The sequence below is a fragment of the Pseudoxanthomonas indica genome, assembly GCF_900167565.1.
Classification (GTDB): Bacteria; Pseudomonadota; Gammaproteobacteria; order Xanthomonadales; family Xanthomonadaceae; genus Pseudoxanthomonas_A; species Pseudoxanthomonas_A indica.
In genome coordinates, this window is sequence record NZ_FUZV01000001.1 from 605,512 (window position 1) to 618,294 (window position 12,783).

The 12,783-nt window shown below is 65.1% G+C and carries 11 protein-coding genes and 1 tRNA gene; 6 read left to right on the top strand and 6 right to left on the bottom strand.

From position 1 onward, the window contains the following. Nucleotides 1-219: 219 nt before the first annotated feature. Nucleotides 220-2,748, bottom strand: coding sequence for a ribonuclease R (rnr, locus tag B5X78_RS02825; RefSeq protein WP_079722953.1), 2,529 nt, complete (start codon nt 2,746-2,748; stop codon nt 220-222). A 95-nt stretch (nt 2,749-2,843) separates the two neighbouring features. Between rnr and B5X78_RS02830 the strand changes: the two genes are divergently transcribed. Further along, nucleotides 2,844-2,928: transfer RNA gene (locus B5X78_RS02830), tRNA-Leu, on the top strand. Nucleotides 2,929-3,046: 118 nt separating this feature from the next. Here the strand turns inward: B5X78_RS02830 and B5X78_RS02835 are convergent. The 3 genes from B5X78_RS02835 to B5X78_RS18710 form a co-directional block, all read right to left on the bottom strand. After that, a complete protein-coding gene (locus B5X78_RS02835; RefSeq protein WP_079722954.1) occupies nt 3,047-5,110 on the bottom strand; it encodes a TonB-dependent copper receptor in 2,064 nt (687 codons plus the stop codon). A 65-nt stretch (nt 5,111-5,175) separates the two neighbouring features. After that, nucleotides 5,176-5,547 (bottom strand): DUF2946 family protein, encoded by a 372-nt coding sequence (locus tag B5X78_RS02840; protein ID WP_079722955.1) that lies wholly within the window; start codon nt 5,545-5,547, stop codon nt 5,176-5,178. A gap of 64 nt (nt 5,548-5,611) precedes the next feature. Next, on the bottom strand, nt 5,612-5,770 hold the full coding sequence (locus tag B5X78_RS18710) for a hypothetical protein (RefSeq protein ID WP_217698632.1): 159 nt from the start codon (nt 5,768-5,770) through the stop codon (nt 5,612-5,614). Between the two features lie 19 nt (nt 5,771-5,789). Here B5X78_RS18710 and B5X78_RS18715 point away from each other — a divergent pair, with 19 nt between their 5' ends. The 5 genes from B5X78_RS18715 (at nt 5,790) to B5X78_RS02865 (ending at nt 10,062) form a co-directional block, all read left to right on the top strand. After that, complete coding sequence (locus tag B5X78_RS18715) at nt 5,790-6,041, top strand: TonB-dependent receptor (RefSeq protein ID WP_079722956.1); 252 nt, start codon at nt 5,790-5,792, stop codon at nt 6,039-6,041. A gap of 115 nt (nt 6,042-6,156) precedes the next feature. Further along, nucleotides 6,157-6,516 carry a carboxypeptidase-like regulatory domain-containing protein gene (locus B5X78_RS02850; RefSeq protein ID WP_176140762.1) on the top strand — a complete coding sequence of 120 codons (360 nt, stop codon included), beginning with the start codon at nt 6,157-6,159 and terminating at the stop codon, nt 6,514-6,516. Nucleotides 6,517-6,682: 166 nt separating this feature from the next. Next, nucleotides 6,683-7,048, top strand: a complete 366-nt coding sequence (locus tag B5X78_RS02855; protein WP_079722958.1) for a carboxypeptidase-like regulatory domain-containing protein — start codon at nt 6,683-6,685, stop codon at nt 7,046-7,048. 111 nt (nt 7,049-7,159) lie between these two features. Then, on the top strand, nt 7,160-9,403 hold the full coding sequence (parC, locus tag B5X78_RS02860; RefSeq protein WP_079722959.1) for a DNA topoisomerase IV subunit A: 2,244 nt from the start codon (nt 7,160-7,162) through the stop codon (nt 9,401-9,403). Next, a complete protein-coding gene (locus tag B5X78_RS02865) occupies nt 9,403-10,062 on the top strand; it encodes a thiopurine S-methyltransferase (RefSeq protein WP_079724400.1) in 660 nt (219 codons plus the stop codon). The genes parC and B5X78_RS02865 overlap by 1 nt, the downstream gene beginning before the upstream one ends. A gap of 268 nt (nt 10,063-10,330) precedes the next feature. Here B5X78_RS02865 and bfr read toward each other — a convergent pair whose 3' ends face one another. Together bfr and asnB are read right to left on the bottom strand one after the other, a co-directional pair. Further along, complete coding sequence (bfr, locus tag B5X78_RS02870) at nt 10,331-10,816, bottom strand: bacterioferritin (RefSeq protein WP_079724401.1); 486 nt, start codon at nt 10,814-10,816, stop codon at nt 10,331-10,333. 165 nt (nt 10,817-10,981) lie between these two features. Continuing rightward, nucleotides 10,982-12,655, bottom strand: coding sequence for an asparagine synthase B (gene asnB / locus B5X78_RS02875; protein WP_079722960.1), 1,674 nt, complete (start codon nt 12,653-12,655; stop codon nt 10,982-10,984). Nucleotides 12,656-12,783: the final 128 nt, after the last annotated feature.

Here is a 12,783-nt window from a genome sequence, read left to right on the forward strand (position 1 = left end):
GGAAAAGGGGAAAGTGGGAAAGGTAGTCAGCAGGACTCGATGCACGGATCACGCGGACCCGCGGCGCCCACGACAACCGGGGCGCGCATGATAAGCCCCTTCTCCCGCTTGCGGGAGAAGGCTGGAAGGGCGTGCCCGCTTGCGGGAGAAGGCTGGGATGAGGGCGTGCCCGCTTGCGGGAGAAGGCTGGGATGAGGGCAAGCCCGCCATCAGGGTCTATCAGTACGGCTGCTTCTTGCGCTTGGCCGGCTGCCCACGCGACGGAGCAGCCGGGAAAGCCGAAGGTTTCGGCTTGCCCTTACCCTTCGCCGGACCTTTTGCCGGACCCGGACCCGGACCCGACCCGGCAGCCGGTCCAGGCCCCTGCCCCTGCTCATTGCCCTCAACCAGGCGGAAATCAATCTTGCGCTCCTCCAGGCTGGCCTTGAGCACGATGATCCGGACCTGATCGCCCAACCGGTATTCCTTGCCACGACGCTCGCCGGTCAGCGTCTTGCGCACCGGATCGAAGTGGTAATAGTCGTGCGGCAGCTGGGTGACATGGACCAGCCCGTTGACCTTGGAATCGGCCAGCTCCACGAACAGGCCAAAGCTGGTCACGCCGCTGATCACGCCATCGAACTGGCCGCCGACGTGCTTCTCCATCCATGCGGCGCGGTAACGCTCGTCGACCTCGCGCTCGGCTTCGTCGGCGCGACGTTCGCGCTCCGAGCACTGCAGCGCCAACGCGGCCATCTCGTGCGGCGGATACAGGTACTTGTCCGGCTTGCCGCCTTTCAAGGCGAACTTGATCGCCCGATGCACCAGCAGATCCGGATAGCGGCGGATGGGCGAGGTGAAGTGCGCATACGACTCCAGCGCCAGGCCGAAATGGCCGACGTTGTCCGGCGAATACACCGCCATGCTCTGGCTGCGCAGCAGCACCGATTCCAGCAGGGCGGCGTCGGGACGGTCGCGGATCTTCTTCAGCAACTTGATGAAGTCGCGCGGCTGCACCTTGCTCCAGGCCGGCAGGGTCAGCTTGAACTCCTTGAGGAATTCCAGCAGATCCTCGTACTTGGATTCCGGCGGCTTGTCGTGAATGCGGTACGGCGCCGGGATGTGTTTCTGCAGCAGGTACTTGGCGGCTTCCACGTTGGCCGCGATCATGCATTCCTCGATCAGCTTGTGCGCATCGTTGCGCTGGAGCATGCCGGCTTGGGTCACCTCGCCGGTGTTGTCCAGCACGAAGCGGACTTCGGAGGATTCAAACTCGATCGCGCCGCGCGCCTGGCGCGCCTTCGACAGCACCTCGTACAACTGGTGCAGGCGCTCCACGTGCGGCAGCACCGCGCCCAGTTGCTTGCGGGTGTCTTCGTTGTCCTCGCCCACCGCCTGCCAGACCTGGGTATAGGTCAGGCGTGCGTGCGAGTTCATCACTGCTTCGTAGAACTTGGAGCGGGTGGCGATGCCGTCGTGGTCGATCTGCATGTCGCAGACAAAACACATGCGATCGACCTTGGGATTGAGCGAGCAGATCCCGTTGGACAGCGTCTCCGGCAGCATCGGCACCACGAAGCCCGGGAAGTAGACCGAGGTCGCGCGCTTCTGCGCCTCGTCATCCAGTGGCGTGCCGGGACGCACGTAGTGCGAGACATCGGCAATGGCCACGATCAGGCGGAAGCCCTGCTTGTTGGCTTCGCAGAACACCGCGTCATCGAAGTCCTTGGCGTCTTCGCCATCGATGGTCACCAGCGGCACCGCGCGCAGATCCACGCGGCCGTCGATCATGCCCTCCTCCACCACCAGCGGCACGGCGGTGGCTTCGGCCAGCACCTCGGGCGGGAATTCATGCGGCAGGTCGTGGCCGTGGATGGCCGCTTCCACCACCAGCGACGGGGTCAGCTTGTCGCCCAGCACGGTCAGCACGCGGCCAATCGGCGGACGGCGTGCGTCCGGCGCCTGGGTCAGTTCGCAGACCACCAGCTGGCCATCGTGCGCGCCCTGGGTGGCGTCTGGAGGAATCTGCACGTTGCGCTGGATGCGCTTGTCGTCCGGCACCACATAGGCGATGCCGGCCTCGAAGGCGAAGCGGCCAATCAGGCGGGTCAGGCGACGCTCCAGCACGCGCGCGATGCTGCCCTCGCGGCGGCCGCGGCGATCGATGCCGGTCACGTTGGCCAGCACGCGATCGCCGTGCATGGCTTTGCGCATCTCAAACGGCGGCAGGAACAGGTCGTCACCGCCCGCATCCGGACGCAGGAAGCCGAAGCCATCGGGATTGGCGATCACGATGCCGGCGATCAGGTCGGTGTGCTGGACCGGGGCAAAGCCGCCGCGGCGGTTCTGCACCACCTGGCCGTCGCGCAGCATCGCCGCCAGGCGCTTGCCCAGGGCATCGGCGCGGTCGGCTGCGGCCAGGCCCAGCTGGACCGCGATTTCCTCGGCGGTCTGCGGACCGCCGGCGGCTTCGAGCAGGCCGAGGATGGCTTCGCGACTGGGAATGGGGTCGGCGTAGCGCGCGGCTTCGCGTGCCGCGTGGGGATCATGGAAGCCGCCGCCCGGTGCGGCACGCGCCGGGCGCGGCGCCGACGCGGGACCTGGTGCGCCGCCCGCGCGATTGCGCGGCGGTGGCGCAGGCAGGTCGGGCATCCACGGTGGACGCTTGCTCTTGCCGCCGTCGCGGCTGCCGCCGCTGCCCCCGCGCGAACCGGGCGGACCCTTGCGGGACGAGGATTTCGCGCTGCCTTTGCTGGTCTTTTTAGTCATCGGTTCATGTTACACCCCGGTCCGATGGAGGCCGCGCGAAAAGAAACGTTTGACAAAAAAATCCGCCTCCACCACAATTCGCGCCCTGCACACCTGCCCAGGTGGCGGAATTGGTAGACGCACTAGTTTCAGGTACTAGCGGGTAAAACCGTGGAGGTTCGAGTCCTCTCCTGGGCACCACTGCAAACCGGTCTCTCCGGAGACCAACAAAGACCCCGCTCCGGCGGGTTTTTTTGTGCCTGTCGAATGCCTTCATACCAGCACCTCCCTGCCCTTTCGAGCAGGGAGGCGCCTGCACTCAGAAGCTGAAGTTCACCTTCAACCACGCATTGCGACCGGGCTCATTGATCCGCACCGGATCCGCCGGATAGCCGAAGTCCGCGCTCCCCGCCAGATTGAGATGTTCGCTGTAGGTGCGATCGAAGACGTTGTCGATGCCTGCCGTCAGCTGCACGCGATCGGAAAAGCGATAGCCGCCATTCAACGCCAGCGTGGCAAAGCCCGCGCTCGGGTTCAAATCGCGCCCGACCACATTGCCCTGGTCAATCGCCACGCGATCCTGATCGCTGACCACGCGCAACAACACGCCCGCGCTCCAGCGCGCGTTGTCGAAGCCGGCCGTCAGGCGCGCTTCCAGCGGCGGCATCTGCGGCAGTGCGGTGCCGCCATCACGGTTCTCACCCCAGGCGTAGGCCAGCGTGCCACCCAGCTTCCATGCATGGGCGACGCGCCATTCCACGCCGGCTTCGGCGCCGCGGATGTCGGTGTCGACATTGCCGGCGGCCGACATCATGCCCATCATCCCGCCGCCGATGTAGGAGAACAGGATGTAGTCGTTGATGCGGCCGGCATAGGCGGAGATCCACGCATCAACGGTTTCGGTCCGGTACTGCAGGCCGATATCCAACTGCGTGGTCTTTTCGGGCTGGATGCCTGCGAACGCGTTGACCGCGCCCATCGGCCCCATGTCCGGCGAAAACAGCTCCCAGTAGTCGGGCATGCGCTCGGTATGTCCGACGCCTGCGTACCAGGTCAGCGGAACAGCGGACAGATCCTGCTCGAAGCGGAGGAATCCTGCGGGTAGTGTTTCCTTGCGGGTAATGCCGAAGCTGGGATTGGGCATGCCCATCATCCCGCTGGTGGCGCGCTCGTCTTTCACCTGCGCGCGATCCATGCGCAGCCCGCTCACCCAGCGCTCGCCGACGCCGACCGTCCAGGTGGACTCGGCGAAAATTCCGACGGTCTTGAAGTTGGCATCCGTAGTCCACGGCAAAGCCAGATGCGCGTTGCGCCCCATCCCGCTGCGTTCGCGGTGCCGGCTCTCCTGTCCGTCCACGCCGGCAATCAGCTCGAAGCGCTGCCACTTCCACCCCAGCGCGGCACGCCCACCAAGCGTGCGGCGGTCCACGTTGGCCACCATCGGCATGGGCATGGCGCTCATGGGGTTGGGTTCGCGCAGGCTGTAGTTGTCCATCACGTGATCGGCATGGTTGTAGAACGCGCTGGTTTCGAACGTGTCCAGTGCACCGGCCAGGTTGACCTTCTCGAAGCGCAGGCTGTAGCTCTCGCGCTTGAACTGCGCGCCATCCATGCCGCGCCCGGCGTATCGCGCCTGGCCATCGCCGATGCCGGCGTTGAGTTCCAGCAAGGTATCGGCATCCGGCGTCCAGCCGAATGACAGGTCGGTGTTCCACTTCTTCCACGACGACGGCACCACATTGCCATCGCCGTCTTCGTAGTCGTTGGCTTCGGATCGGTTGGCGCTCAGGCGCGCGTAGGCCGTCGGGTTGCCGGCGGTCGCATCGAGCACCTGATCGTTGCGGCCGAACGAACCGCCGAGCAGGCTGCCGGTGATCGCCACATTCGGCTCGTCGAATCGCGGCGGGTTGCGTTCGAAGCGGACCGTGCCGGCCGATGCGCCCGGTCCCCACAGCACGGTCTGCGGGCCCTTGACCACAATCAGGCGGTCGTAGGTTTCCGGCGACACGTAGGACAGCGGATTGTCCATGCGCGCCGGACAGGCGCCCGGCATGCTGCCGTCGTTGGTCAGCAGATTCAGGCGCGAGCCGAACATGCCGCGCAGCACCGGGTCACCGTTGGTGCCGCCGTTGCGCAGCGCGGTGAATCCCGGAATGGTCTTGAGATAGTCGGCGCCGTCGCTGGCCGGCACCGGTTGGCGTGGCAGCCGGGGGTCGGTTTCCCAGGTCAGCGGCGACACCGGCGCCGCGGTCACCACGATGGCGTCCAGGGTCGTCGAGTCGACCGGTTCTTCGGCGGCAAACAAGGGGGAACAGCAAAGCGCGGCCGCAACGGCGACGCCAAGACGGGACGCAGGCAGCGTCCCGCAAGCGGGAATCAACATGGGGAACTCCGAAAAAAGCACGAGGTCCGGACGCGTTCGAACGCGCCCGAATGAGTGGCGATGTTTCAGAGAAAGAGCGGTGGCCCTTGACTACCCAGGCCGCGAAGATTGGTCGGCGGCCGGCGTGAGGGCGCGGGTTTGGGCTGGAAGCGGGCGCGCAACCCTGTCGGCGCCGTCAGGCATAGCGCGAGCAGCAGCAGAGGTAGCACGTCGACCAGACGACAGTAGTCGCAGTCCGCGCCCATCGGCATGCCACCGCCGGCCAGTGGCGCCTTTTTGGCGGGCGAGGTGTCCGCGGTGTCCACCCACTTCAAGCCGGATGCCGTGCACAGCTCGGTCCATCCGGCCAACACCTGTGCGCCCGCACCACCGACCAGGCGATTGATGGAGGGCGCGAACGCCACCAGCAGCACCGCCACGAGGGCGAGCTGGGTCATCGTTCGACGGAAGCAGCGGGACAGGTGCACCGGGCGATCTTAACCCGATTGGCCTGGGCCCCCTTCAAAAACCCCGTTCCGCGCCGCGCGCCAGTTCGCGCAGGGCAGCCAGATCGCGGACTTGCCAGTCGCGTTGGCGTCCGCTGATTTTCCCGTGGCGCTGCCAGTCGGCAAATCTGATCAGCGCGGAAGTGCCGTGGTCGGGCAGCAAGGGCTGGCGCACAGGTCCGAGTCTTCGTTGGTTGCCGCAAGACACCCCCACCGATCACGCCAACTCTGAAAGCATCTACCAGGATGCGTATGCACTGCTTGGCTTTCGCGTGGAGTATCTCGCTCCGACGAACGGATGGTCGGTGTTTGTGGTTGGCGACAATCTGACCGACCGTCGCCATGCCAGCAGTTCCTCCATGCGGCACCAGGCTACTGCTGCACAACCGGGCTTTCTGTCGGGGTTGGGACGCAATGTCAGCGTGGGCGTGTCGTGGTTCTTCTGAATGAATGCGCGCTGTGCATTCGTCGACGCATGTCGACAGGCCCAGTGACTTCCTCCACTGGGTGCTCGTGCAGGCCGGGAGGATGCTCAAGCCTCCACCGAGCAGGAGAAATGCAATGTCTTCAAAATCCAATACGCGTTGGTTGGTCCTGGCCTTGTCGCTGTTGATGGCGCTCGTTTCCTTCTCCGCGTGGGCGCAACGCACGGACGGCAATATTGGCGGCCTCACCGTCGCCGGCGATCAGGTCACCGCCGTCAATACCGGCACGGGCTTCAAGCGCGAGGCAGTGGCTGACCAGGACGGTAAGTACCGTCTGAGTTCGCTACCCCTGGGCGAATACATCGTGTCCGTGGTTCGCAATGGCGCCCCCGTGGCCAACTTCAAATTGAATGTGCGCCCCGGTACCACGGCGCGTGTGCCCAACCTGACCGCCGATTCCAAGCCGCTGGCGGGCCAACCTGCCCCAGCCAACTGATTGCCGGCGCCTGCAATGAGAAAGCCCTGCGCGAGCGGGGCTATTCATTGCCCCTCCGGTCCCGGCGCCCGGGTCGGCGGTCCGCCGCCGACCTGGACTATGACTTCCAGCACTGTAATCCCTGTATACACATGGAGATCGTATTCCGTCCTTCAGGAGGAAGTGCATGGCCCTTGTATCCAAGTCGCGTTGGCTGTTCCTTGCGTTGTCGCTGTTGATGATGCTGGTTTCGTTCTCCGCCTTGGCGCAGCGCGCCGACGGCAATATCGGTGGCAATGCTGTCGCCGGTGATCAGGTGGCCGTCCACAATACCGGCACCGGATTCAAGCGGGAGACCGTGGTAGAGGAAGGCGGCAAGTACCACTTCCGCAACCTGCCCTTGGGCGAGTACCGCGTCAGCGTGACCCGCAATGGCGAGTCCGTCGGCAATTTCGTGGTCAACGTGCGCCCGGGCGCCACCGCCCGCGTTCCCCTGGTTCCGGCGGACGAAGGCGTGGCCGCCGAGCCCGCCGCAGCGCCTCCCGCCAATTGAGCCCTGCGTCGTTGCCAGCACCAAGCCCCGCGCAAGCGGGGCTTTTTGTTTGGCCGCAGCGCCATTCCCGTAGAATTGGCGTTCGAATCAAGCAGGCTTGCCCTTCCCTAGATGACTGACACCATTCGTTCCACTTTCCACGGCTTCGAGCAGATTCCGCTGCGTGAATACGCCGAGCGGGCCTATCTCGACTATTCCATGTACGTGGTGCTGGATCGCGCCCTGCCCTTCATTGGCGACGGTTTGAAACCGGTGCAGCGCCGCATCATCTACTCGATGAGCGAGCAGGGCCTGAGCGCGGCCTCCAAGCCGAAGAAGTCGGCGCGTACGGTCGGTGACGTCATCGGCAAGTACCACCCGCATGGCGACAGCGCCTGTTACGAGGCGATGGTGCTGATGGCGCAGCCGTTCTCGTACCGCTACCCGCTCATCGAAGGCCAGGGCAACTTCGGTTCGCCCGACGATCCCAAGTCCTTCGCGGCCATGCGCTACACCGAGGCCAAGCTGACCCCGATCGCCGAAGTGCTGCTGGGTGAACTGGGCCAGGGCACGGTGGACTGGACGCCTAACTTCGACGGCACCCTGGAAGAACCCACCTGGATGCCGGCGCGCCTGCCGCACCTGTTGCTCAACGGCACCACCGGCATCGCCGTGGGCATGGCCACCGATGTGCCGCCGCACAACCTCAACGAGATTGTCAGCGCCGTCATCCGCCTGATCGACGACCCCGAAGCCACCGTGGCCGATCTGTGCGAACACGTGCGCGGGCCGGACTATCCGACCACGGCCGAAATCATCACCCCGGCCAGCGACTTCCGGGCGATGTACGAAACCGGCCACGGCAGCGTGCGCGCGCGTGCGACCTATGCGCGCGAGAACAGCAACATCGTCATCAACGCTCTGCCCTACCAGGTGTCGCCCTCCAAGGTAATCGAGCAGATCGCCGCGCAGATGCGCGCCAAGAAGCTGCCCTGGCTGGAAGACATCCGGGACGAATCCGATCACGCCAATCCGGTGCGGGTGGTGTTGATTCCGCGCAGCAACCGGGTCGACGCCGAGCAGTTGATGGGCCACCTCTTCGCCACCACCGACCTGGAGAAGAGCTACCGCGTCAACATGAACATCATTGGCCTGGACGGACGTCCGCAGGTCAAGAACCTGAAGATGTTCCTGACCGAGTGGCTGACCTTCCGCTACGACACCGTCACCCGCCGGCTCAAGCACCGGCTGGAAAAGGTCGACCGCCGCCTGCACCTGTTGGAAGGTTTGTTGATTGCCTACCTCAACCTGGATGAGGTTATCCGCATCATCCGCAGCGAGGAAGAACCCAAGCCGGCCTTGATCGCGCGCTTCCAGCTCAGCGAAGACCAGGCCGACTACATCCTCGACACCAAGCTGCGCCAGCTGGCGCGCCTGGAAGAGATGAAGATCCGCGGCGAGCAGGACGAACTGGCGGCCGAGCGCGACAAGCTCGCCGGCATCCTGGACTCGAAGGCCAAGCTCAAGAAGCTGATCAAGGACGAGCTGACCGCCGATGCCAAGAAATTCGGCGACGCCCGCCGCTCGCCGCTGGTACAGCGTGGCGCGGCGCAGGCGCTGGATGAAACCGAACTGGTCGCCTCCGAGCCGATGACCGTGGTGCTGTCGGAGAAGGGCTGGATTCGCGCCGCCAAGGGCCATGACGTCGATGGCTCGACCCTGTCCTACCGCGATGGCGACAACCTGCTGGCGGCGGTGCGCTCGCGCAGCACCCAGCAGGTGGCCTTCCTGGATTCGGAAGGCCGCAGCTATTCCACTGCCGTGCACACGCTGCCCTCGGCGCGCGGCAACGGCGAACCGCTGACCGGGCGTTTCTCGCCCGCGCCCGGTGCGTCGTTCCAGGCGCTGACCAGCGGCGACAACGACAGCCGGCTGGTGTTGGCCAGTTCGCATGGCTACGGCTTCGTCACCCGTTTCGAAAACCTGACCGGCCGGCAGAAGGCCGGCAAGGCCATGCTCAACCTGACCACCGGGGCCAAGGTGCTGCAGCCGGCCTCGGTAGCGAGCGTGGACACCGATCGCATCGTTGCCGTCACCAGCGCCGGTCACCTGCTGGCTTTCCCGATCAGCGAATTGCCTGAGCTCGACAAGGGCAAGGGCAACAAGATCATCGACATCCCCAAGGCCAAGCTGGGCACCGAGCGCGTGGTCGCCATCGCGGCGGTGTCGCCCGGCGGCACCCTGCAGGTGCGCAGCGGCGCGCGCACGATGTCGCTGTCGTTCAAGGAACTGGATGCGTATCTGGGCGCACGCGCCACCCGCGGTGGCCTGCTGCCGCGCGGCTGGCAGAAGGTCGACGGACTGGCGGTGGAATGATGGAAGCCGGCTTCTGGCTCGAACGCTGGAAAGAAGGACGCACCCGCTTCCACCGCGATGAGGTGATGCCCTTGTTGCGCCAGCATTGGCCGGCACTGGCCTTGCCTGCGGGCTGCCGGGTCTTTGTGCCACTGGCGGGAAAGTCGCTGGACATGCTGTGGCTGGCCGAACAGGGCCATGCCGTGCTGGGTGCGGAACTGTCGCCGCTGGCTGTGGCGCAGTTCTTCGACGAGAACCAGTTGCAGCCCGCAATCAGCGACGAAGCCGACGGCCGGCACCATCGCGCCGGACCGATCGATCTGGTCTGCGGAGATGTGTTCGAACTGGATGCTGCCGCACTGGCTGGCTGCACGGCGGTCTACGACCGCGCCGCCTTGATCGCCTTGCCGGCCGACATGCGGCGGCGATATGTGAGCGAGGTCTATGGGCGTTTGCCGTTGGGCTGCCAGGCGCTGCTGATCACGCTGGAATATCCGCAGGCCGAGAAGGCCGGTCCGCCTTTCCGCGTCGATGTGGCAGAGGTCGAGGCGCTGTTCGCCCCCCAGTGGTCGATCGAGGAACTTGATCGTCGCGACATCCTGGCGCAGGAACCCGCGTTCCAGGAAGACGGCGTCACCGCCTTGTCGACTGCGGTCTATCGCCTTCAGCGCAAGGCCTGAGCACTACGGATCCGGAAGTTCCGCAAACGTCTGGCTGGCGAAGGCTGGCTGGACGTTAGTTGCAGTGGGCGGGGGTTGGCTGGCGAATGCTTGCTTGCTTGCTTGCTTGCTGGCTTGCTTGCTGGCTGGCTGGCTGGCTGGCTGGCTGGCGGGCTGGCTGGCGGGCTGGCTGGCGGGCTGGCGGGCGGGCTGGCTGGCTGTGTGAGGGCTATCGGCTTCGCGGCTGAAGCCGCTCCTACGTGGGGCGGCCAGCCGGATGACGCGGGGCTTACTCGCCGGATTTCTCGGCGCGCAGTTGGGCGGTCAGGTAGTTCGGCAGGCCGAGCAGGCGAATCAGGCTGAGCTGCTGCTCGAGCCAATGCGCGTGATCTTCTTCGGTGTCTTTCAGCTGGACCTGCAGGATGGCGCGGCTGACGAAGTCGCCGTGGCGTTCGCACAGGGCGATGCCATCGGCCAGGTGTTTGCGGACGGCGTATTCCACTTCCAGATCCCGCTGCAGCATTTCCTCGACGGTCTGACCGGCGACGAAGGGGTCCGGGGTCATGTCCGGATCACCTTCCAGGAACAGGATGCGACGCAGCAGTGCATCGGCGTGCTCGGTCTCTTCCTGCATCTCGTGGTTGAGACGCTCGTACAGCGACTTCAGCCCCATGTCCTCATAACGACGGGAATGGATGAAGTACTGATCGCGCGCGGACAGTTCGCCGCGCAGCAGCTGCTTGAGGTAGTCGACGACTTCGGGATGGCCTTTCATGCGGTGCTTCTCCAACGCCGCTGCAAGCGCGGCGGAGCGCATGATGCCCGAATCGAAATGACCGCGTTCTAATACGAGTCAGTCGCAATTGCCCGGCGCCAAAGCGCCGGGCGACATCAAATCGAAACAAGGCGCACAGATCCGTGCGCCTTGCCGCGCCGCGGATTACAGCGCAGCGTTATGCACGCCGGCAATGGCGCGGCCCGAAGGATCGGCCGCGGCCGCGAAGCTGGCATCCCACGCAATCGCCGCCGGCGACGAACAGGCAATCGACTTGCCACCAGGCACCGTCTCCGCGCAGGCAGGGCTGGGATAGAAGCGCTCGAACACACTGCGGTAGAAATAGGCTTCCTTGGTCAGCGGCGGATTCACCGGAAATCGCTTGTCGGCCGCCGCCAGTTCACGATCACTGACCAGGGCTTCAGCATGCGCCTTCAGGCCGTCGATCCAGCCATAGCCCACGCCATCGCTGAACTGTTCTTTCTGGCGCCACAGGATGCCTTCGGGCAGGTAGCCTTCGAAGGCTTCGCGCAGCACCGCCTTCTCGATGCGACCCTTGCCGGCCATCTTGGCCTGCGCGTCCATCTTCATCGCCACGTCCAGGAATTCCACATCCAGGAACGGCACGCGCGGCTCCACGCCCCAGGCCATCATCGACTTGTTGGCGCGCAGGCAGTCGTAGCTGTAGAGCGCGTCGAGCTTGCGCACCAGTTCTTCGTGGAATTCGCGCGCGTTCGGCGCCTTGTGGAAGTACAGGTAACCGCCGAAGATTTCGTCCGAGCCTTCGCCCGACAGCACCATCTTCACCCCCATCGCCTTGATCCGGCGCGCCAGCAGGTACATCGGCGTGGACGCACGGATGGTGGTGACGTCGTAGGTCTCGATATGGCGGATGACTTCTGGCAATGCGTCAAGGCCTTCATCGAAGGTGTATTCGAAGCCGTGGTGCACGGTTCCCAGCGACTTGGCCGCGATCTCGGCGGCGGCCAGGTCCGGCGATCCCTTCAGGCCGATGGCAAAGGAATGCAGGCGCGGCCACCAGGCCTCGGAGGTATCGTCGTCTTCCACCCGCTTGCGGGCGAAGCGCGCTGCGACGGCGGCGACCAGCGAGGAATCCAGGCCGCCGGACAGCAGCACGCCGTAAGGCACGTCGGTCATCAGCTGGCGATGCACGGCGCGTTCGAACGCTTCGCGCAGTTCCTGCGGACCCACCTGCACGCCTTCGACGGCGTCGTAGTCTCGCCAGGGTTTGTCGTAGTACTTCACCAAGGCAGAGGTCGCGCTGTCGTAGTAGTGGCCCGGCGGGAACTGGGCGACGTCAGCGCAGGTATCGGCCAGCGCCTTCATCTCCGAGGCCACGCACAGGCGACCTTCGCGATCATGGCCCCAATAAAGCGGGCACACGCCGATCGGATCGCGCGCAATCAGGAAACGCTGGCTGGCCGCGTCCCACAACGCGAAGGCAAAGATGCCGTTGAGGCGGTTGAGGAACGAGGCCGGCGTGTCTTCGCGGAACAACGCGTTGATCACTTCGCAATCCGAGCCGGTCTGGAACTCGTAGGCCTGCTTGAGTTCCTTCTTCAATTCGCGGTGGTTGTAGATTTCACCGTTCACCGCCAGGGCCAGCTGGCCGTCGCCCGAGCGCAGCGGCTGCGAGCCACCCGCCGGGTCGACGATGGCGAGCCGCTCGTGCACCAGGATGGCGCCGTCATCGACGAACACGCCGCTCCAGTCGGGGCCGCGATGGCGCTGGCGCTGCGAAAGATCCAGGGCCAGTCGTCGCAGGCCTGCTTTGTCGTCGCCGGCCTGCAGGCCGAAGATGCCGAAGATGGAACACATGGGGAAACTCCTGAGGGGAAGGGAAATCGGCGGCTAAAAAAAAAACCCGCATCTCGCGATGCGGGTTTCCTGTACTCGGCTTTGAAACTTTGCCTAATCGCAGACCCGCAGCGCACACGCACGATTAT